Origin of the sequence: Halobellus rufus (genome assembly GCF_000739575.1) — an archaeon.
Lineage (GTDB): Archaea > Halobacteriota > Halobacteria > Halobacteriales > Haloferacaceae > Haloquadratum > Haloquadratum rufum.
Genome location: NZ_BBJO01000013.1, coordinates 1 through 19859, shown reverse-complemented (window position 1 = coordinate 19859; position 19859 = coordinate 1). Strand labels below are relative to the sequence as shown.

The window sequence follows — 19859 nt, the reverse complement described above, 5'->3', positions numbered from 1 at the left end:
CTTTATGTAACGTGGTCGGTAGCGTCGGTAGACAACGCCCTCGCCGATGCCTCACGTCCCAACTCCGCTGGTCCTCGTCCTCGCCCTCTCGCTTCTCGTCGGGAGCGCGACGCCCGTCTCGGGGGTCGCACCCGCTCCCGACCGGGAACAGCCGGCAGCGGACCTCGGCGATGTGTCGCCGGTCCCCGCGACGTCGGAACTGGGAGCCGTCGACACCGACTCTCGGCAACAGGTCGACGACGCGTCGGGAGCGTTCCCCGACGGCAACGTCAGCGTGACGCGCGGCGACGAGGTGACCATCGCGGTCTCACACTCCGAATCCGCGAACGTGACGATCGGCGGCCCGGAGTTCGGCTTCCACGTCACGGTCGAACTCGGCGGCGGCGGGACCGACGAGATCGTCCTCGACACCCGACGAACGACGGCGTCCGATCCGTCGGCGTTCGTCGAGGGCGGTTCGGCGACCCTTCACTCCGAGCCCCTCGACGAACCGATGGAGCCCGAGGACTACCTGCTCCGCGTCGACGTCGACGGCGTCGAGCGCGACGTCAGCACGCTCACCGTGGAACCGCGCGGCGAGTCGGCCGCCGAATCCTTCCGCGCGCCGGGCGCGTTCGAACCGGACGAGTACCTCGGCGGTGGCGAGGACGGCGACGCCAACACGGGGCCGCTGGAGTCGGAGATGACCGCGGGAGGCGACGTCGCCCGCGGCGACTACGCCGTGCTGCGGATCGAGGAGAGCGGGCTGGAGACGGCGCTGAACGCCAGCGACCTCACGGGGAGCGCCGCCGCCAACGGCCTCAAGGTGAACTTCACGCAGACGGACCCCGGACCGAACAACGCCCCCCGCGAGTACGTCGCGACCGACTCCGCCGCAGTGACGGTGTTCCCGAGTTTCGCGACCGACGAGTTCTACGTCCTCTGGGACACGAGCGACGTCGAGATCGAGTCCCAGTCCGAACGGAACCGCTACCGCGCAGCGCTGACGCTCACCGACGAGAGCGGACTCTCGGACGGCGCTGCGACCGTCGCGACGACGACGTTCACGCTCCGACGGCAGTCGGTCTCGCTGTCGCCCGTGAACGACTCTGTCCACTACCCGTGGGACGACCCGACGTACGCGGTCGAGGGGTCGACGACCCGCGCGCCGAACACCGAGTTCGAGGTCCGACTGCGGTCGACGGATCCGAACGCGTTCCTCGAACTCGCCGACGCCACCGTCGACGAGAACGGCAACTTCGAGGCCGCGTTCGACCTCTCGGAGGTCTCCCGCGGTACCAACGCCACGCTGTGGGTCCGAGGCCACTTCCTGGAGACGGCCCAGGAGGTGTACCTGGTCGCCCCGGACCCGTCGGTCCGCCTCGAGAACCAGACCGTCGAGGGAACGTCCGTCGAGGTCGCGAGCGCCGTCGTCCCCGAGGGCGGCTTCGTCCGACTCGAAGACGAGAGCGGTGAGCCGGTCGGTCGCAGCGACTACCTCGAACCCGGACAGCACGAGAACGTCTCCGCAGAGCTCGAAAACGTCGTGTTCGAGACGCAGCGGCTCCGTGCGGAAGTCGTCCGGGCGGGCGAGGAGAACGCCTACGACCCGAGCGCCGCGGCGTATCGGGTCGACGATGCGGTCGTGAACGACACGGCCGTCGTCGAGTTCCCGGAAGCAGAGACAGAGACCGCCACCCCGACGCGAACGGCGACGGCGACGGGCACGCCGACCGCGACGCCGTACCCCGTCGAGACGCGGACGCCGTTACAGCCCGGGGGGACCTCGCAATCGAGCCTGCCGCTGTCGCCCGGCGTCGCCGTCGCGGCGGTGGTCGGTGCGGCACTGCTGCTCGCCCGTCGGGGTGAGGGGTCGTGATCCCGGAACTGGAACCGCCGGCGTTCGTCGCGTTCCTCGCGGACCTGTGGGACGCCCGCGGCTGGGAGACCTCCGTCCGCGAGCGCGCAGACGAGACCCACTTCGTGATCGGCAAGCGCGGAGACGGCAAGCGCGGCGTCATCTACGTCTTCCCGACGGCGACGGCGACCGTCACCGACCGGCACCTCAAGCAGTTCGTCGGCTTCTGCCGCAAGCGCGGGATCGACGTCGCCGTCGTGGCGACGCAGGGGGCCTTCGCCGACGGGGCGAAGAAGCTGGCCGCCCAGCGGGGCGTCCACCTCCTCGACCGCTCGAAGCTCGAAGACACGGTCGAAGCCGGCGGGCTCGAGGACGTGCTCGCACGCTACACGAAAACGGGTCCGATCGAGGGCGTCGCGGCGCGTCTCCAAGTGCTCGGCCTGCCGCTGCCCGATTCGCTCCTCGAACGCGCCGCCGACGCCGACGACTCTGTGGCGGCGCTCCGCGCGAAACTGAGCGGCGGGGGCGGGGATAGCGAGACTGGCCCGGGTGGGGACGCCGGACGCGACGGGCGGGCGAACGGAGACGCCCCGGACGGGGGTGACGGCGGATCACGGCTGCCGTTGCCGTCCGGACCGCTCGCGGGCCTCCGGGGGATCTCGAACCGCTCGATCCCCGCGCTGATGCTCCCGGTCGTCCTCGTCGTCGCGTTCGTCCTCGGGGCCACGATGGGGCCCGCAGTGGGGCTCGGTGCGCCCTTCGGCGTCGGCGGCGGGGGCGACGGCCTCGCGGTCTCGGCGATGTCGACGGCGGGGGAGAACGCGACCCTCGACGCCCGTTGGAACGCACGGACGACCACCTCGCTGGAGGTCAACGGCACCACGTACGACGCGCCGGAGGGCGAGCGGCTCCTCCTCGTCCGGATGAACGTCACCAACACCGCCGACAGCCCGACGCAGCTCGATCAGTCTTCGCTGGCGCTCGACGTCGCCGGCGAGCGCTACGGCCACCAGCCGCTCGACGGGGTCACGGGCTTCCCGAGCGCCGGGCTGTTCGAACCCGGCGAGAGCCGCGAGGTCTGGACGGTCTTCAGCGTGCCCGCCGACGGGGAGAGCGCGACCCTGCTGACGACCGGCGACACGGACGTCCGCTTCACTCGCGAGAGTGCGATCGACGTCGAAGCGACCGTCGCGGGCGACGGGAACTGACCGAGGGCGAGCGCCGTCGCGCCCGTCACTCCCCAATACGTCTCCGTAATTTTATACTCGTCACGTCCGTCCCCCGTGACGGTGGTGTTCTCCTCGCTCTCGTTCTCGTGGATGGCGATCGGTTCGCTGCTCTCGGGGTTGATCTCGCTGGGATTTATGCGGTACCTCTGGCCCTACCGCGATCGCCTGGGCGGCCGGTTCTTCGTCGCGACGATCGGGTGTGAGGCCCTGTGGGCGCTGTCGTACGGCGTCGCCCTCTTCGTGTTCGACCCGGGTATCAGGGAACTGTTCGAGATACCGATCTGGTTCAGCATCAACTTCATCGGGGTCTTCTTCCTCGCCTTCGCGCTGGAGTACACCGGCCGGCAGAAGGTCCTCCGCTCGAGGGCGATGGCGGCGGTCGTCGGCCTGCAGGCGTTGCACACGCTCGTCGTCCTCACGAACTCGCTGCACCACGTCGCGTGGAGCGGCTACCGGATCGATCCGACCTTCGGCGCGGCGACGGTGGTGTACGCCCACCAGCCGTGGCTGTTCGTGAACGCCGCGGGGTTCATCTTGATGATCGCCGTCGGGTCGTTTCTCCTCGCCGACACGGTGTTCAGCTACGGTCCCCTGTACCGATCGCAGGCCGCCGCGATCGCCGTCTCGCCGATCTTCCCGGGGCTCCCGTTCCTCCTCTGGTTGGCGGAACTCGGTCCCACGCCGCCGCTGAACCTCACGCCGCTGGTGTTTCCGATCCACTTGGCCTTCGACATGTACGCCTTCTTCTCGCGGGAGATGTTCGAGATGGTCCCGGCGGCGCGCCGAACGGCCGACCGCGCCGCCATCGAGAACCTCGGATCGCCCGTGGTCATCGTCGACAGCGGCGGTCGGATCATCGAACTCAACGACGAGGCCGCTCGGTTGTCGGCCACGGACACGGGCGACGCGCTCGGACGACCCTTCGAGGAGTTCTTCCCCGAGATCGATCCGTCGGGCGGCAAGCAGACGTTGTCGCGGCGCTTCGACGGGCGAAACCGGACGTACGCGGTCACGACGGCCCCGCTCACTGACGCCTCCGGAACGGCCGTCGGCGACACCATCGTCTGTCAGGACATCACCGAGGAGCGCCAGCGCGAGCAGCGACTCGCCGTGCTCAATCGGGTGCTCCGGCACAACCTCCGCAACGACCTCAACGTCGTGGAGGGCTATCTGGACATCGCGGCAGACAGGGTCGAAGACCCCGAAGTCAGGGAAATGATTCAGACCGCAGCGAGGAACACGGCTGGCGTCGTCGCCCTCGGCGAGAAGGCGAGACAGATCGAGGGGGCGCTCGGGAGAGCGGACACCGAACCGGCGGCCGTCGAGGTCCGGCCGCTCGTGGAGGACATCCGGGACGAGCTTTCGTCGACGTACCCGAACGCGAGCGTCGACATCGACGTCCCCGAGACCGCCGTCGTCCGCGCGGACCGCCCGCTTCTCGACGTCGTCTTCGAGAACGTGCTCGAAAACGCGCTCGAACACAACGACTCCGCGTCGCCGACGGCCGCGATTCGGCTCGCCGGCCCCGGACGTGATCCGGAGACTGGCGCAGAGGGCCACGGAGAAGACGGCTTTCTGACTATCGCGGTCCGAGATGACGGGCCGGGGATCCCGGAACACGAACTCGCCATCCTCGACGGCGACGGGGAGACCGCGCTCGAACACGGGAGCGGACTGGGGCTCTGGATCGTCTCCTGGGGTGTCGACGCCCTCGGGGGCGCTGTCGCGTTCGAGAGCTCCGACGACGGGACGAGCGTGTTTCTGGAACTGCCGACCGCCGCACCGGCGGACGGGGCCGATTCGGCTCCAGACCGTGACAACGCTTAATCCGCCGCCAGCCTTAGCCAGCGTATGTTCGACGGAGCCCTCTCGGTCGCCCTGCAGCTCTCGATCCCGCCGGAGACGCTGCCGCTCCTGCTCGTCGCCGCCGGGCTGGGACTGAGCGTCCTCGAAGCCTTCGCGCCTGGGGCGCACTTCGTCGTGCTCGGTATCGCGCTCCTCGCGGCGGGGCTCGTCGGGCTCGTCCTCGGCCCGCTCGCGTCGCCGATCGTGCTCGGCGTCCTCGTGCTCGTCTTCGGCGCGCTCGCGCTCTACGGCTACCGCGAGTTCGACTTCTACGGCGGGAAGGGATCCGGACAGACCAGCGACTCGACGAGCCTCCGCGGCCGGACCGGGCGCGTCACCGAGCGCGTCACGCCGACCGAGGGGGAAGTCAAACTCGACGAGGGCGGGTTCAACCCCTTCTACGCCGCCCGCTCCGTCGACGGCGAGATCGAGGTCGGCAGCGAAGTCGTCGTCGTCGATCCCGGCGGCGGCAACGTCGTGACCGTGGAGTCGCTGTCGACGAACTACGACGAGATCGACCGGGAACTCGCGCGGGGGCGGGTCGACGAGGACGTCGATCGGGAGGTCGACGACACCGGGGCGGACGCTACCGACGACGAGACGGATACCGCTCTCGCCGACGACGAGGGCGACGAGGACGTCGAGACCGAGACCGAACGGGCGTGATTCGGCATCGGACCCCGATAGCTGCATTCGAGGAAGGCAGGGCGTTGTCACTCGATTGCTGACGGGGGTCCCGCGCCACACGCCACGCTATTTCGATATAGGGGGCCAACCCTTATGAGAGCGACACACTAAGGCCGAATATGGCACTTGGTCCCATATCGCTACAGGCGGGCATCGGTATCCCGACGATCGGGATACTGGTCCTCCTCCTCGCGATCGTCACCGTCTATCAGATGGTGGAGATCGTCGACGCCTACGAGAAGAAGGCGCTGACGGTCTTCGGCGAGTACCGAAAGCTGCTGGAACCGGGCATCAACTTCATTCCGCCGTTCGTCTCGCGGACGTACGCCTTCGACATGCGGACGCAGACGCTCGACGTGCCGCGACAGGAGGCGATCACCCGCGACAACTCGCCGGTGACCGCCGACGCGGTCGTCTACATCAAGGTGATGGACGCGAAGAAGGCCTTCCTCGAAGTCGACGACTACAAGCGCGCCGTCTCGAACCTCGCACAGACCACGCTGCGCGCCGTCATCGGCGACATGGAACTCGACGACACGCTCAACAAGCGTCAGGAGATCAACGGGCGGATCCGCCGGGAACTCGACGAGCCGACCGACGAGTGGGGCGTCCGCGTCGAGAGCGTCGAGGTCCGCGAGGTCAACCCCTCTCAGGACGTTCAGCAGGCGATGGAGCAGCAGACCTCCGCGGAGCGTCGTCGCCGTGCGATGATCCTCGAAGCGCAGGGGGAACGCCGCTCCGCGGTCGAGCAGGCCGAAGGTGAGAAGCAGTCGAACATCATCCGCGCGCAGGGCGAAAAGCAGAGCCAGATCCTCGAAGCGCAGGGTGACGCCATCTCGACGGTGCTGCGCGCGAAGTCCGCCGAGTCGATGGGCGAGCGCGCGATCATCGAGAAGGGGATGGAGAGCTTAGAGACGATCGGACAGGGCGAGTCGACGACGTTCGTCCTTCCGCAGGAACTCACGAGCCTCCTCGGTCGCTACGGCCGGCAGCTGACCGACTCCGACGTCCAAGAGTCCGCGGGGCTCGACAGCCTCGACTTCGACGCGGAGACGCGGGAGCTCCTCGGCCTCGACGACATCGAGGAGATCCTCGGGCAGATCGACGCGGCCACCGAGATGGACGTCGAAGAGCTCGAACAGGAGGCGGAAGCGATCAAGCAGGGCGGCGGCACCGACATCAGGAGCGCCGACGAGGTCGTCGCCGAGGCCGACGCGGCCGACGAATCGACGATCAGGGACCCCGACGAGGTCGTCGGCGACGCCACCGGCGACGTTCCCCCGCGCGAGGCCGTCGGGGACGCGAGCGAGGAAGTCGCAAGCGACGAGGCCGGAACGGACGACGCCGCGACGGAGGAGGCCGACCCCGCCGTCGAAACCGAGAAGGAGTAGCACGGATCCGGCGGGATTCCCACGAGCGTCAGCGAGTGGGAAGTCGTCGGGGGAGTGAGGCCGAAGGGCCGAACGGACCCGACGGGAGCCTGTTTTCCCCGCGTTCGACACACCGCGCCGACCCTCCCGAAACTGACCCGAACGAAGCGCTTTTGACTGAATCAGCCGTTTACGGAAACGTAACAGATGGGGGATCGAAGAATCGACGAGGAGAAGCGGGCGACGCTCAGGCGCTTCGCGGCGCTGGGGGCGGCGTCGCCGCTCGCCGGACTCGGCGCGAGCGGGAGCGCCGCCGCCGAGGCCGACACGACGAGCGACGCCCGCGACGCCATCGTCGGCTACGTCACCTCGACCCCCGGCGCGCACTTCTCGAAGGTCCGCGACGACCTCAACCTCGGAACCGGCGAGACGCAGCATCACCTCGGCCGGCTCGTCGACGACGGCGTGCTGGTGTTCGCCCGCGACGGCGACTACAAGCGGTTCTTCCCGGCCGGGCGGTTCTCGGCGTTCGAACAGACCGCGCTCGGCTACCTCCGCCGCCGCACCCCGCGGGGGATGCTGATCGAACTCCTCCGCGAGCCCGGGACGTCGGGGTCGGCGCTCGCGGACCGCCTGGACGTGTCGCGAGCGACCGTCAGCGGCTACGCCCGCGAACTCGACGAGGCGGGGCTCCTCTCGCGAGACGACGGGTACGCCGTCGAGCGCCCGGAGACGGTGCTCACGCTCGTCGTGAGGTACGCCGACTCGTTCGGCTCCGAGGCCGTCTCGCTGGCCGCAGACGCCGACTCGCTGGTCCGGTACGACCCCTGAAAAAAGTCAGTACTGCTCGAACGAGGCTTCAGTTCGACGATTCCTGCGTCGTCTGCACCTGCGCGTCGAGGTCGGCCTTCGAGACCAACGCGCTCACCGAGTCGGCATCGAGGATCGCTAGCACGGCCGCCGCGTTCCCGCTGACGGTCACCGCGCCAAGCGAGCGGTACGTGTCGTCGACGGAGACGCCCTCCGTCTCCTCGACCGTCCCGGTGAGGTTCGTGATCGCCTCCCCGAGGTACTCATCCTGGAGCGTCGAGAGCTCCTCGCGGGCCTCCTCCTGCGTCAGGTTCCCGTTTTGGAACTCGCTCTGGATCTCGGCCTGCTCCTCCTGCAGCGCGGTCTGATCGACCGCGACGATGGCCGCGACGCTCGCCGTGTTGTCTCCAGAATCCGCGGTCACCTGCTCGTCGGCGTCGCCGCCCCCGTCGCCGACGTCGAGTTGGTCTGTACAGCCGGCGAGGAGGGCCGCGCCGCCGACGCCCACGCTCTCGAGGAACCGTCGACGTCCGCTCGGAGTCAGATCGTCCATTGACGCGCGAACGTTGTGCGCCGCCACTGATAACGCCGTTGTTCGCTTCGCCCGCGACTCGGCTGTGACGCTATCGGGTCACTTTCCACGTCGTTCCCGACGAGTATCCCCACTTCTCGACGCTGAGGCCGATGTCGCCGTCGAGAAGCGCGCGCATATTCGCGCCGACCTCCTTCGCAGAGAGGCCGAGGTCCTCCGCGATCAGTCGCGATTTGAAGTAGGTCCGGTCGTCGACGTTGGTTCGGAGGTACTGGAGGATCCGGCGCTGCTTCTCGCTGAGGTTCGTGGTGGTCGTCGCCGAGGCGGTCGCGCTCATATCTGTAGTCACGGGAGAATCACCTAAGAGCGGTTTGGTACGGGAGGTTAACACCGCGCAGTACTGCGGTTTTGGGACCACCTCCCGAGAAATCTACCACCTCGAACGCGGTTGCGGGTACGGTCGCCTAACGCGGCGACGGGTGGCGAAGCGACTGCGGCCGTGCGAGGAAATCTCAAGGAACGAGACAGAAAGTTCATAGCCAACGGAGCGCCAGATGGAGCCAATGACAGGTCCTCGTGACCGAGCCGATGGCGACACGTCCCCGGAGCGCGAGGACCGTCGCGATCTCGAGTCACCGACGCGTGACGGACGACCGTCGAGCGATCCGACGGCGGTCAGCGTCGTGCTCCCGGCGTACAACGAGGAAGCGACGATCGAGTCGACCGTCGAGACGACGCTCCGGACGCTCGCGTCGTTCCTAGAGCCCGGGACGTTCGAGGTGATCGTCGCCGAGGACGGCTGCGACGACCGAACGCCGGAGATCGCCGACCGCCTGGCCGCCGAGGACGACCGCGTGCGACACGTCCACAGCGAGGAGCGTCTCGGTCGCGGCGGCGCGCTCGAACGGGCGTTCGAGGCCGCCCGCGGGGACGTTCTCGTCTACTTCGACACGGACTTGGCGACCGATATGCGACACCTCGAAGAGCTCGTCGAACGGATCCGCTCCGGCGAGGCGGACGTCGCCACGGGCTCGCGGTGGATGTCCGAGAACGTCGCCGAGCGGCCGGCCAAGCGCGGCGTGCCGAGCCGCGCGTACAACGGGCTCGTGCGGACGTTCCTCCGATCGGACATCAGGGACCACCAGTGCGGGTTCAAGGCGTTCAGCCGCGAGGCGTTCGAGGCCCTGCGCGAGGACGTCGAGGACCAACACTGGTTCTGGGACACCGAGATGCTCGTCCGCGCCCAACGGCGCGGGTTCGAGGTCGCGGAGTTCCCCGTCGACTGGACGCCGAAGGGCGACACGAAGGTCGACCTGGTCCGGGACGTCCTCGGGATGGGCAGTCAGATCCTCCGGACGTGGTGGCAGCTGTCCGTTCGCCCGCGACTCTCCCGTCGCGTCGGGATGGTCGCCGGGGCCGTCCTGGCGGTTCTCGCGCTGGTGTTGATGACGCAGTACATCGACTTCGGGGCGGTGCTCTCGGAGATGCGCGAGGCCGACCCGACCCTCGTCGCCGCGGGAGTCCTCGTGTACGTCCTCTCGTGGCCGCTCCGCGGGCTCCGCTACCGGGACATCCTCTCGGCGCTCGGGTTCCGCGAACGCGTCGGATTCCTGACGGGCGCGGTGTTCATCAGCCAGACCGGAAACCTCGTCTTTCCGGCCCGCGCCGGCGACCTGATCCGCGCGTACGTGGTCAAGGCCCGCCGGGACATCCCGTACCCCTCCGGGTTCGCGTCGCTGGCGGCCGAGCGCGTCTTCGACCTGCTCACCATCGCGGGGATGGCCGGCGTCGTCCTCATCGGCTACACGGTGACCGGACAGACGGCCCAACTCGCGGAGACCATCGTCGGCTCCGACGGCGCGGGCCGCGTCGCCGTCGTCGTCGCCATCGCCGTCAGCCTCGCCGCCCTCGGCGCGGTCGGCGTCATCGGTCTCTCCGCGCGGAGCGATCGCGACCTCGTCACGGCGTTTATGCACCGGATCAGCACGGACTCGTACGCGGACTTCGTCGCGGGGATCATCGGTCGCTTCGTCGGCGACCTCCAGACGGTGGCGGGGACGCGAGAGGGCTTCCTCCGCGTCGGCGCGACGAGCGTTCTCATCTGGACGCTCGACGTCGTGACCGCGCTGTTCGTCCTCGCGGCGTTCTCCCCCGGCCTGCCGGTCGTCGAACTGGTCGCGGTGAGCTTCTTCGCCGTCAGCGTCGGCAACCTCGCGAAGGTGCTCCCGCTGTCGCCCGGCGGCGTCGGCCTCTACGAGGGCGCGTTCACGCTACTGGTCGTCGCGCTGACGCCGCTGGGGCCGGAGCTGGCGCTCGGAGCCGCCGTCCTCGACCACGCCGTAAAGAACATCGTCACCGTGATCGGCGGCTACGGCTCGATGCTCGGGCTCAACGTCTCGCTGACGACCGCCGTCGAGGAGACCCGCGACGTACGCGAGGAGACGGACGAGGCCGTCAACCTGGACTGAGTCGGCTCTCGCGGCCGAACCCTCCGCTCGCGGACGTCAGTACAGATCGCTCAGAAACGGCGAGGCGGCGGCGGTCACCGCCGCGTCGAGCGCGTCGGTGCGGCTCATCGACCCGTCGGTGAACGCGCCCGCCGCACCCTCCTTTTCGGCCACGTTCGACTTCCCGAGGACGTCGTCCATCACCGGTCCGAGCTCCTCGCCGTCTCGGACTCGCGCCGTGATCGGTTCCGGGAGCGGGAGGCTCGGCCCCGCGCCGACGCCCCACCGCTCGCCGTTGGTGACGGCGGCCCACATCACGAGAAACAGGTCGTCGTCTTCGGACGCGGCCGCCCCCGACGCGCCGAACGTCGCGACGCCGCCCTCGATACCGACGCCGAGGTCGTACGCGCCGGCTCGAAGCGCCGCTGTCGCTCGGTTCCGTGCGCCCCGCCTCGTCTCCTCGTGGCCGACGGGTTGTTCGGAAACGCCCGACGGGACCGGCTCGGCGGCCACCGCCGACTCGGCGAAGACGCGGGCGGCCGCCTCGCGCTTGACGGGATTGCCGCTGCCAACTGCGATCTGCATACCGGTGCGTCGACCGCGCGGCGCAAACGTGTGTCGCTTCTCGTCGAGCCACCCTCGCTGCCTGACCGACGCTACTCGTCGCCGTAGAACAGGTCCGCGAGCGTCTCGATCCCGTCGACGAGTGCGGGGCTCGGCTGGTTCAGGAGGTCGTCGTCGAGAACGTGCACCGACGCGTCGAGGTCCCAGCCGTGGTCGGCTAGCGGGTCGGAACCGACGCGGTCGCCCCGCCCGCAGTGGTGGACGACGACGTGGTCGGGAGCCGCCGCCTCGACGCGCTCGCGGGTGACTTCCCGAGAGCGCTCGCCGGGATCGCAGAACGGGTACCGCCCGCCCGCGGCTTCGATCGCCTCGGGGACCCAGTTGCCGGCGGCCATCGGCGGTTCGCCCCACTCCTCGGAGTAGACGACGGGGCGTTCGGAGCCACCGGTTTCCAACGCCGACTCGACGCGGCGACCCACCGCATCGATCCGCTCGCGCGCGTCGCCGGCGAGTTCCGCCCCGGCGTCCGGGAGCCCCACGGCCTCGCCGAGCGTCTCGAAGGAGTCGACGACGGCCTCGAGGGTGTCGGGCTCGACGTGACAGATGTCGTAGCCGCGCTCGCGGAGGTCGTCGCGGACCTCCGCCTGCAGGCCGTCTGCCGTGCAGACGAGGTCCGGGTCGAGGTCGGCCACCCGCTCGTAATCGGGGTTCAACCAGCCGCCGACGACGGGTCGGTCGAGCCCGCAGTGGGCGGTGACGCCGGCGATTCGCTCCGCAGCGCCCATCGCCGCCAACGTCGCCGTCGCGCTCGGTGCCAGCGAGACGACTGTCGGAGCGGCTCTCTCCGTCGGCGTCGTCCGACCCCCTTCGGCAGTCATACGCGGACACGCGGCGGCGACGGCGAAATGCGTTGTGGAGGGACACGCCTTATATATAAATCCTAACGGTCGTTTTCGAAAGATGCCTCCGATCGGGGCTGTGCGTCGCATTCGCGCGAGCGATTCCGAACCGCTTTTATATTCTCCGTCGGTGGAAGGGATACGGACCGCTCCGGGCCTCTCTTACCCCGTGTCTGTGGCACGGAGCATTCGTCGCTATACCGATGAGCGAGAAGAGTACGTACACTCGCGTGAACGCGAGAACGAGAGACGAATCGCGAACGAACGACGACCGAAGCGGCAGTTCGGCCGGCCAGCGCTGGGTCCGACCGGACGAGAAGGAAGAGGAGACTGAATCCGAGACGGCCGACGAGGAACTATCCTGCCCGGAGTGCGGCGGCAACGTCGTCGTCGACGACGAGCACGGCGAGACGGTCTGTGACGACTGCGGCCTCGTCATCACCGAGGACTCCGTCGACCGCGGCCCCGAGTGGCGCGCGTTCGACGCCAAGGAGAAGGACCAGAAGTCCCGCGTCGGCGCGCCGACGACGAACACGATGCACGACAAGGGGCTGTCGACGAACATCGACTGGCGCGACCGCGACGCCTACGGCAACTCGCTGTCGTCGAACCAGCGCCAGAAGATGCAGCGGCTCCGCAAGTGGAACGAGCGCTTCCGGACCCGAGACTCCAAGGAGCGCAACCTCAAGCAGGCGCTCGGCGAGATCGACCGGATGGCCTCCGCGCTCGGCCTCCCCGAGAACGTCCGCGAGACGGCGTCGGTCATCTACCGCCGCGCACTCGACGAGGACCTCCTTCCGGGGCGCTCCATCGAGGGCGTCGCCACCTCGTGTGTCTACGCCGCGGCGCGAATGGCGGGCGTCCCGCGCTCGCTCGACGAGATCTCGGAGGTCTCGCGCGTCCCCAAGAGCGAGGTCGCGCGCACCTACCGATACATCGCCCGCGAGCTGTCGCTGGAGGTCAAGCCCGCCGACCCCGAGCAGTACGTCCCGCGCTTCGCCTCCGAACTCGGCCTCTCCGACGAGGCGAAGCTCCGCGCGCGCCAACTCCTGAAGAACGCCAAGGAGAAGGGCGTCCACTCGGGCAAGTCGCCGGTCGGCCTCGCCGCCGCGGCCGTCTACGCCGCGGCGCTTCTCACCAACGAGAAGACGACGCAGGCCGCCGTCAGCGACGTCGCAGACATCTCCGAGGTCACGATCCGCAACCGGTACCACGAACTGCTGGAAGCCGAAGAGAGCATCGGCCTCGCGTAGACTTTTCGGTCGTCTGACCGCCGCGTTCGGTCGATTCAGGCGGCAGTCGCCGATTCCGGACCGCGATATCAGATTCCGGAGATTTATACGCACCCACCCCGTCGACACCGGATATGCCCCGAACGCGCCGCCGTGCGATGATCACGGCGCTCGTGGCCGTCGTCGGTGCGAGCCTCGGCGTCGCCGGCGCGGGACACCTCTATCTCCGCCGCTGGCGTCGCGCCGCGGCGTGGTTCTCGTTCGTCGTCGGCGCGGCGATCGTGCTGCTTTGGGTGTTCGTCGACGCGTCGACGATGGCCACCGCGGACCTGGCGGCGCTGGCCTCGCTCGATCCGGGGTCGCTGCCGCCGACGGTCACCGGCCCGATCTTCGGGTTGTTGATGGTCAGCACGTTCGACGCCTATCGGCTGGCCGTGCAGGGGCCGCGCGCGAGCGATGGCCCGACGTGTCCGAACTGCGGCGGCGACCTCGACCCCGATATCGACTTCTGTCCGTGGTGTACGATCGAACTGGAGTGGGAGTACCCCGAGACCGAGCAACGGCCTCCGGAGACGGAACGGTAATCGTTCGGGACTGCGGAGCCCGCTCGGATCAATAGCCGGAACGGACCGAGTGGCTCACGCTGAGAGCGCCGCTCGCGTTACTTCTCGATGATGCTCTCTTCGACGGCCTCGCCGAAGTGCCGCGCGGTCTGCTCGTAGTACACCAACATCTCGTCGCCCGCTTCGAGGTCGGTGACGGACTTGCGTCCCTCGCTGGTGGGCACCTTGATCGTCTCGGCGTTCTGCAGCAGCGTCTCGATTCTGTCGTCGCCGATCTCGGCCTCGACCCGGAACATCGGGCGCTTCTCGATCTTCACGCGGCCGACGACCGCCTCGCGGGTCTTCCCGTCGGCGTCGACGATCTGCACCTCGTCGCCGCTCTTGAGCTCCGAGAGGTACTTGGTGCCGCCGTCGGGCGTTCGGACGTACGCGTGGACCGCGCCCGCGTTGACGCGGAACGGCCGCGAGGCGACGTACGGCGACTCCGCGGTCTCGGCGTGGACGAAGAACAGCCCGCGGCCCATACTGCCGACGAGCATCCCCTCGTCGTGTTCCATCAGGTTCCCCGTGTCGACGCAGACGCGGTCGGCCATCCCGGTGCGTTCGACCGCGGTGACCGTCGCCCACTGGAGGTCGAGCGTCTCACGCTCGGCCTCCTCGCGGATCTCGACGGTCCGTCGGATCTCGTCGGGGTCGTCGGAGTCGAGTAAGACGCCGTCGGCACCGAGTTCGAGCGTCTCGAAGGCGGTCTTGGCCTCTTCGGCGCTTGTGACGCCCGCGATCAGGTCCGTCTCCTCGCCGATGCGCGCGATGAGGTTTTCGAGGGGGATGATCGTCCAGTCCTCGCCGACGACGATGGTGTAGTCGGCCTCGGTGGCCGCCTCCTCGGCGAAGGACTCGTAGTCTTCCGAGAGGATCCGGACGTACGCGCCCTGCGCGCGCTCGTCCTCGCGGCGGAGCGTCGTCAGGTCGGCCGACCCCGAGAAGTCGCCGGGCAGGTCGACGGTGCCGTCTCCCTCGCCCTCTTTGCCGACGATGTAGGCGTCGGCCGCCGACCGCTCGCCCTCGTCGTCCCGGTCGGCCTCGACGTCGTCGATGAGGCTGCTGTCGGCGTTCCGCCGGAACGCGGCCACCGAGACGTCGCCGAGCGAGCGCACGCGGTCGACGTCGGCCTCGTCGACGAGCACCCAGTCGACGCCGGCCTCGAGGCCGGCCGTGATCCGTCGCTTCCGTGTCTCCCAGTCGCCGACGCTGTCGTCGGCCTTGAGCCAGACGCTTCGTGTCATCGTTGTCGGTGCAACTCGGCCGGTGCGCTTGAACGTGGCGACTCTCCCGGACGCTTGCCGGAGAGGGGTCACTCGTCGAGCGCGAAGTCGGCAAACGCGTCGTCGACGGCCGACACCGGGCGCGGTTCGGCCGGTTCGCCGTCCGGATTCCGCAGGCGGCGGTGATACCAGACGACGTCGTGCCACCCGCCGAGTTTGTAGCCGGCGGCCGGGAACGCCCCGATCCGCTCGAAGCCGTGTCGCTCGTGGAAGGCCTCGCTCTCGGGGTTCGGCATCCCGAGCGCGGCGTACGCGCCGCAGTATCCCTGCTCCCGAAGCGTCTCCAGCAGGCGGTCGTAGAGACGGGTTCCGATCCCGTCGCGCTGGGCGTCGGGGTCGACGTAGATCGACGTCTCGACGACCCAGCGGTACGCGCTGCGGCCGCGGAGCTGGCTGGCGTAGGCGTAGCCGACGAGCGTGGAATCCGCGTCGACGGCGGCGTACCACGGGTACTTCTCGGCAGCGCGCTTCTCGCGGATTTCGTCGGCGACGTGCTCGACGGAGGGGACCTCGGTGCGGAACGTCGTGGGGGTCTCGCGGACGTACGGGGCGTAGATGTCGCGGACGGCGGCCGCGTCGTCGGGACGTGCGGGCCGGAGTCGGACGTCGGGATCGGCGGTTTCGGTCATATCCGTCGGGTGGGTGCCGCCGGTAACCGGTCTTACGATTCCGCCCGCCGGCCTCGACCCCAGAGAGTGAGCGTTTTACCGCTCGACGCTCTTTGCCACGGTATGACTGATCCGGCCGATCTCTCGGTGACGCTCGTCGACGGCTACGTCGACGAGCCGGCGCACTTCGGCGTGCCGCCGTACATCTCGACGTACCCGCGGTTCACGGCCGGTGCGATCGTCGACGCCGGCGTGCCGGAGTCGAACGTGACCTACCACACGATCGACGAACTCCGCGACGACAGGCGCAAGTGGGCCGACGTCGCCGACGCGGACCTCCTCGTCTACCTCGGGGGGATGACCGTCCCCGGCAAGTACGTCGGCGGGACGCCCGCCGAGCCGGACGAGGTGCGCGAACTCGCGTGGGCCGCCGACGGCGTCTCCGTGATGGGCGGGCCGATCCGCTTCGGCGTCGGCGAGGAGAACGCCGGCGCACAGGAGATGCAGCGGCAGGACCTCGATTACGACTTCCTCGCGATGGCCGACGTCGAGGCCGCCGCCTTCGACCTCGTCGACAGCGGGCTCGAAGGGTTCGAGAACCGCTACCGCGACAACGACGAACTGGACCGCTGGGCCGCGAAGGGCGCGTTCGTCGTCGAGCAGCACCCGAACCACCCCGAGTACCTCATCTGCGAACTGGAGACCTCACGCGGCTGCGCGTACCGCTGTTCGTTCTGCACGGAGCCGATGTACGGCGACCCCGCGTTCCGGTCGCCCGAGTCGGTCGTCGGCGAGGTCGAGGCGCTCTACGAGCGCGGCGTGCGACACCTCCGGATCGGCCGACAGGCCGACATCCTCGCGTACGGCGGCGACGGCGAAGCGCCGAACCCCGACGCGCTCAGGGAGCTCTACGGCGGGATCCGCGAGGTCGCACCCGACTTGGGCACGCTGCACCTCGACAATATGAACCCGATCACGGTCGTGAAATGGCCCGAGAAGGCGAGGGAGGGGATCAGGGTCATCGCCGAGCACAACACGCCGGGCGACACCGCCGCCTTCGGCCTCGAATCGGCGGACCCCGTGGTTCAGGAGCAAAACCAGCTCAACGTCACCGCCGACGAGTGCTTTCGCGCGGTCGAGATCGTCAACGAGGTGGCGGGCTGGCGGCCCGGCGACGACCCCGCGGACGCCCCGACGCACGGCCCCGACGCGGCGAATCGGCTGCCGAAGCTCCTCCCCGGCATCAACCTCCTCCACGGGCTGAAGGGCGAGCGCGCGGAGACGTTCGAGCACAACAAGCGGTTCCTCGAACGCGTCTACGACGCGGGGTTGATGGTCAGACGGATCAACATCCGGCAGGTGATGGCCTTCGAGGGCACGGAGATGGCCGACGAGGGCGCGAACATCGCGAAGGCGCACAAAAAGCGGTTCAAGGAGTACAAGCGCGAGGTGCGCGAGGAGATCGACCGGCCGATGCTTCGGCGGCTCGCTCCCGTCGGGACGGTGCTGCCGGACGTCCACCTCGAATACCACCAGGACGGTCGGACGTTCGGGCGACAGCTCGGCACGTACCCGCTTCTGGTCGGCATTCCGGGGGAACGGGAACTCGGTCGGACGATCGACGTCGCGGTCGTCGACCACGGCTACCGGTCGGTCACGGCGGTCCCGTATCCGCTGGATCCCAACGCGGCCACGATGGACGAACTGACCGCCATCCCGGGGATCGGGGACCGAACCGCCGGCGACATCGTCGTCAACAGGCCCTACGAGTCGGTCGCGGCCGTCCCGAGTCCCGAGATCGACTTCGAGACTTTCACCGGGACGTATCCGCGCGAGAAGCGGTCGCGCGTCGAGTGACGCTCCGAGTCGGCTAGTGATCGAGCGCGGGCGCGGCGTGGTAGTCCCGCTCAGACCTCTTCTTCGATCACTTCGCCGACCGCGAAGTTCGACTTGACCTCGCTGACCTCGATCTTCACGCGGTCGCCGATCTCCGTCCCGGGGACGATGATGACGTAGCCGCGCTCGACGCGGGCGATGCCGTCGCCCTGCTTGCCGATGTCCTCGATCTCGACGTACCGCAGTTCGCCGGGTTCGACCGGGGGTTGCGGCTCCGAGGACGGCTGCTCGGTCTCGGTCGTTTCCGGCGGCGTTTCGAGCGCACGAGAAATGAGAGCGACGCGGTAGGCCTCGCCGGGTTCGATCGCACCGGTCTCGACCTCGCGCTTCGGCACTTCGACGAGATAACGGTCGTCTTCCTCACGAACGTCCGCGTTGAACAGACACAAGAGTTTATCTGAGATTTCCACCGTACAGTCCTCCGGTGGTACGTCTCGGCGAACCGTTAAAGTAGTACCGCCGCGCTCGCGGTGCGAACGGGCGGTCTGCCGTTCTCGTCGGACGCCGTGGTCCGGTCGGTCCGATCGGACGCGGTCGTCTGGTCGGCCCCGACCGTTCGGCTCGCTCTGTCGGACCGACTCACGGACTCGGACCGAAATCGCCGAACGTCGTCTGCAGCCCGGCGGCCATCGTCGACTTCCGCCGCAGGGTCGCGAGCGACACCGGGAGGTGTTCGGCCACGCCGCGGACCGCCTCGGCGAAGGTCTCGGCCGTGCCGTACTCGTCGTCGAAGGCGTCGCGAACGGTCTCGCGCACCTGCCAGACGCCCACGGGCCCCCAGTACTCGTCGGAGACGTGCCGGAGGACGAGCGCCTTCGCCTGCCGACCGCGGGAGTCGAGGTGTTCGAGGACGCCCAGTCGGGCGGCGTGATAGGCCCCGGCGGTCTCCTCGACGTAGCCCGTCCGACCCTTCTGGCCCTCGTTGTCGGCGGCGAGGTACATCCCCGCCTCGGGGTCGGGGTTCCAGACGCTGCCCGGCGCTTTCATCTCCACGAGCTCGTACTCCCACTTTCCGGGCGCGAGGATCACCCAGAACGCGTTGCCCATGAACTCGTTGCGGTGGACCTCGACCTCGTTGATCTCGGGGTTCGGTCGGACCCTCCCGCGGAGGTACTTCCCGACGGTGTCGTCGACGGCGGTGATCGACCAGCGCGTCGGGACGAGTCGCCGCTGTTCGGTCTGGCCGAGCGCGCCGGCCGAGAGGATCGTGTTGACGTCGTAGACGTCGAACCCGCGCCGGTAGAGGTACGTCATCGCCCCCTCGGCGTTCCAGTCGTCGTCTTCGAGGGTCTTCTCGACGAGCCGCGGCACGTGGGGGTTCTCCGCGAGGTCGGCCGAGCGGGCGCGGGCGCGGGGGCCGACGGGAGTCGCGACGTCCTCGACGCCGGCGTCCAGATCGAGGTCGGGCCGTTCGTCCAGCCCGATCTCGACGGTCACGGGCCGATCGGAGATCGCGACCTCCCGCTGGGTCCCGAGGAAGCCGTTCCAGGAGTCGGCGACGTTCGTCACCTTCTGAGACCGATTGGAGTTCAGAAGCGACGTCCGCCGCGCGAAGACGTCGTCGATGGAGACGCCCTCGTCGTACCACGCCCCGGAGGTCGAGAAGCGCTCGGCGTCCTCGTCGTGGCCGACGGGCGAGAGCAGTCCGGTCGAGACGCGCGGGTAGTTCGACGTCCCGACGAAGATCGACGGTGAGACGCCGCCGTACAGCGAATCGCCCTGAAGGGTCTCCTCGAAGCGGTCCTGAAACGTCTCGAGGTGATCGAGGATGTCGTAGGACTTCTCCTCGGCGAGTCGCCGACGCTCGGCCCGCTCGTTGCGCTCGATGTCGACGTACTCGTCCAGTTTCATCGGGTAGTGCTGCGGCGTCTACGGATATGAAGCTTCGGCGTCGGCGATCGCAGGGCGGGGTCCCGAGTGCGGGACACTCAACTGTGCAGCCCCATCGCTTCGATCTGCTCCTGGTAGCGGTTCCGGATCGTGACCTCGGTCACCTGCGCGACGTCGGCGACCTC

Annotated in this window: 18 protein-coding genes and 1 pseudogene; 10 read left to right on the top strand and 9 right to left on the bottom strand. The window is 68.9% G+C overall.

All coding sequences use genetic code 11. The features are described 5' to 3' along the window. The first annotated feature begins 46 nt into the window (after nucleotides 1-46). The 6 genes from ACP99_RS06340 to ACP99_RS06315 all read left to right on the top strand — a co-directional run bounded on the left by ACP99_RS06340 (nucleotide 47) and on the right by ACP99_RS06315 (nucleotide 7799). Nucleotides 47-1858: a DUF7282 domain-containing protein gene (locus tag ACP99_RS06340; RefSeq protein ID WP_049985791.1), complete on the top strand. Its 1812-nt coding sequence runs from the start codon at nucleotides 47-49 to the stop codon at nucleotides 1856-1858. Continuing rightward, on the top strand, nucleotides 1855-3045 hold the full coding sequence (locus ACP99_RS06335; RefSeq protein ID WP_049985790.1) for a restriction endonuclease: 1191 nt from the start codon (nucleotides 1855-1857) through the stop codon (nucleotides 3043-3045). Before ACP99_RS06340 ends, ACP99_RS06335 begins: the two co-directional genes overlap by 4 nt. A gap of 81 nt (nucleotides 3046-3126) precedes the next feature. Beyond that, nucleotides 3127-4893, top strand: a complete 1767-nt coding sequence (locus ACP99_RS06330; RefSeq protein WP_156105617.1) for a histidine kinase N-terminal 7TM domain-containing protein — start codon at nucleotides 3127-3129, stop codon at nucleotides 4891-4893. 24 nt (nucleotides 4894-4917) lie between these two features. Next, a complete protein-coding gene (locus ACP99_RS06325; RefSeq protein WP_049985788.1) occupies nucleotides 4918-5577 on the top strand; it encodes an NfeD family protein in 660 nt (219 codons plus the stop codon). 140 nt (nucleotides 5578-5717) lie between these two features. Continuing rightward, nucleotides 5718-6989 (top strand): SPFH domain-containing protein, encoded by a 1272-nt coding sequence (locus ACP99_RS06320; protein WP_049985787.1) that lies wholly within the window; start codon nucleotides 5718-5720, stop codon nucleotides 6987-6989. Nucleotides 6990-7175: 186 nt separating this feature from the next. Next, nucleotides 7176-7799 (top strand): winged helix-turn-helix transcriptional regulator, encoded by a 624-nt coding sequence (locus ACP99_RS06315; protein ID WP_049985786.1) that lies wholly within the window; start codon nucleotides 7176-7178, stop codon nucleotides 7797-7799. 28 nt (nucleotides 7800-7827) lie between these two features. On the opposite strand, the gene ACP99_RS06310 is transcribed toward ACP99_RS06315, so the two are convergent. Together ACP99_RS06310 and ACP99_RS06305 are read right to left on the bottom strand one after the other, a co-directional pair. Continuing rightward, nucleotides 7828-8331, bottom strand: coding sequence for a hypothetical protein (locus ACP99_RS06310; RefSeq protein WP_049985785.1), 504 nt, complete (start codon nucleotides 8329-8331; stop codon nucleotides 7828-7830). 70 nt (nucleotides 8332-8401) lie between these two features. Next, nucleotides 8402-8647 carry a DUF7123 family protein gene (locus ACP99_RS06305; protein ID WP_049985784.1) on the bottom strand — a complete coding sequence of 82 codons (246 nt, stop codon included), beginning with the start codon at nucleotides 8645-8647 and terminating at the stop codon, nucleotides 8402-8404. A gap of 226 nt (nucleotides 8648-8873) precedes the next feature. Here ACP99_RS06305 and ACP99_RS06300 point away from each other — a divergent pair, with 226 nt between their 5' ends. Continuing rightward, complete coding sequence (locus ACP99_RS06300) at nucleotides 8874-10778, top strand: flippase-like domain-containing protein (RefSeq protein WP_081927204.1); 1905 nt, start codon at nucleotides 8874-8876, stop codon at nucleotides 10776-10778. 36 nt (nucleotides 10779-10814) lie between these two features. On the opposite strand, the gene yjjX is transcribed toward ACP99_RS06300, so the two are convergent. Both yjjX and ACP99_RS06290 read right to left on the bottom strand, forming a co-directional pair. Further along, a complete protein-coding gene (gene yjjX / locus ACP99_RS06295) occupies nucleotides 10815-11342 on the bottom strand; it encodes an inosine/xanthosine triphosphatase (protein WP_049985783.1) in 528 nt (175 codons plus the stop codon). A 71-nt stretch (nucleotides 11343-11413) separates the two neighbouring features. After that, nucleotides 11414-12199 (bottom strand): helical backbone metal receptor, encoded by a 786-nt coding sequence (locus ACP99_RS06290; RefSeq protein ID WP_049985782.1) that lies wholly within the window; start codon nucleotides 12197-12199, stop codon nucleotides 11414-11416. A gap of 224 nt (nucleotides 12200-12423) precedes the next feature. On the opposite strand from ACP99_RS06290, the gene ACP99_RS06285 reads away from it, so the two are divergent. Together ACP99_RS06285 and ACP99_RS06280 are read left to right on the top strand one after the other, a co-directional pair. Continuing rightward, the gene (locus ACP99_RS06285; RefSeq protein ID WP_197052371.1) at nucleotides 12424-13473 is read left to right on the top strand and encodes a transcription initiation factor IIB; all 1050 of its coding nucleotides are present in this window, start codon (nucleotides 12424-12426) and stop codon (nucleotides 13471-13473) included. A gap of 113 nt (nucleotides 13474-13586) precedes the next feature. Next, the gene (locus tag ACP99_RS06280) at nucleotides 13587-14036 is read left to right on the top strand and encodes a zinc ribbon domain-containing protein (RefSeq protein WP_049985781.1); all 450 of its coding nucleotides are present in this window, start codon (nucleotides 13587-13589) and stop codon (nucleotides 14034-14036) included. Nucleotides 14037-14113: 77 nt separating this feature from the next. On the opposite strand, the gene ACP99_RS06275 is transcribed toward ACP99_RS06280, so the two are convergent. Then, a complete protein-coding gene (locus tag ACP99_RS06275; protein ID WP_049985780.1) occupies nucleotides 14114-15301 on the bottom strand; it encodes a 3-dehydroquinate synthase II in 1188 nt (395 codons plus the stop codon). A 68-nt stretch (nucleotides 15302-15369) separates the two neighbouring features. Then, nucleotides 15370-15969, bottom strand: a complete 600-nt coding sequence (locus tag ACP99_RS06270) for a GNAT family N-acetyltransferase (protein WP_049985779.1) — start codon at nucleotides 15967-15969, stop codon at nucleotides 15370-15372. 102 nt (nucleotides 15970-16071) lie between these two features. Here ACP99_RS06270 and ACP99_RS06265 point away from each other — a divergent pair, with 102 nt between their 5' ends. Continuing rightward, a complete protein-coding gene (locus tag ACP99_RS06265) occupies nucleotides 16072-17805 on the top strand; it encodes a radical SAM protein (protein WP_049985778.1) in 1734 nt (577 codons plus the stop codon). Nucleotides 17806-17855: 50 nt separating this feature from the next. Here the strand turns inward: ACP99_RS06265 and ACP99_RS06260 are convergent, their stop codons facing one another. From ACP99_RS06260 to ACP99_RS06250, 3 genes and pseudogenes are all read right to left on the bottom strand, one after another. After that, nucleotides 17856-18254, bottom strand: a complete 399-nt coding sequence (locus tag ACP99_RS06260) for a TRAM domain-containing protein (RefSeq protein ID WP_049985777.1) — start codon at nucleotides 18252-18254, stop codon at nucleotides 17856-17858. Between the two features lie 169 nt (nucleotides 18255-18423). Continuing rightward, nucleotides 18424-19695: a DNA repair protein NreA gene (gene nreA, locus ACP99_RS06255; RefSeq protein WP_049985776.1), complete on the bottom strand. Its 1272-nt coding sequence runs from the start codon at nucleotides 19693-19695 to the stop codon at nucleotides 18424-18426. A gap of 77 nt (nucleotides 19696-19772) precedes the next feature. Then, a pseudogene (locus tag ACP99_RS06250) lies at nucleotides 19773-19859 on the bottom strand (transcription factor TFIIB); the annotation flags it as partial.

Coding starts and splice junctions, on each gene's coding strand:
- nreA (WP_049985776.1), bottom strand. CDS start 19,695: ATGAAACTGGACGAGTACGTCGACATCGAGCGCAACGAGCGGGCCGAG.
- ACP99_RS06280 (WP_049985781.1), top strand. CDS start 13,587: ATGCCCCGAACGCGCCGCCGTGCGATGATCACGGCGCTCGTGGCCGTC.
- ACP99_RS06270 (WP_049985779.1), bottom strand. CDS start 15,969: ATGACCGAAACCGCCGATCCCGACGTCCGACTCCGGCCCGCACGTCCC.
- yjjX (WP_049985783.1), bottom strand. CDS start 11,342: ATGCAGATCGCAGTTGGCAGCGGCAATCCCGTCAAGCGCGAGGCGGCC.
- ACP99_RS06300 (WP_081927204.1), top strand. CDS start 8,874: ATGACAGGTCCTCGTGACCGAGCCGATGGCGACACGTCCCCGGAGCGC.
- ACP99_RS06315 (WP_049985786.1), top strand. CDS start 7,176: ATGGGGGATCGAAGAATCGACGAGGAGAAGCGGGCGACGCTCAGGCGC.
- ACP99_RS06340 (WP_049985791.1), top strand. CDS start 47: ATGCCTCACGTCCCAACTCCGCTGGTCCTCGTCCTCGCCCTCTCGCTT.
- ACP99_RS06325 (WP_049985788.1), top strand. CDS start 4,918: ATGTTCGACGGAGCCCTCTCGGTCGCCCTGCAGCTCTCGATCCCGCCG.
- ACP99_RS06285 (WP_197052371.1), top strand. CDS start 12,424: ATGAGCGAGAAGAGTACGTACACTCGCGTGAACGCGAGAACGAGAGAC.
- ACP99_RS06310 (WP_049985785.1), bottom strand. CDS start 8,331: ATGGACGATCTGACTCCGAGCGGACGTCGACGGTTCCTCGAGAGCGTG.
- ACP99_RS06305 (WP_049985784.1), bottom strand. CDS start 8,647: ATGAGCGCGACCGCCTCGGCGACGACCACCACGAACCTCAGCGAGAAG.
- ACP99_RS06265 (WP_049985778.1), top strand. CDS start 16,072: ATGACTGATCCGGCCGATCTCTCGGTGACGCTCGTCGACGGCTACGTC.
- ACP99_RS06290 (WP_049985782.1), bottom strand. CDS start 12,199: ATGACTGCCGAAGGGGGTCGGACGACGCCGACGGAGAGAGCCGCTCCG.
- ACP99_RS06320 (WP_049985787.1), top strand. CDS start 5,718: ATGGCACTTGGTCCCATATCGCTACAGGCGGGCATCGGTATCCCGACG.
- ACP99_RS06275 (WP_049985780.1), bottom strand. CDS start 15,301: ATGACACGAAGCGTCTGGCTCAAGGCCGACGACAGCGTCGGCGACTGG.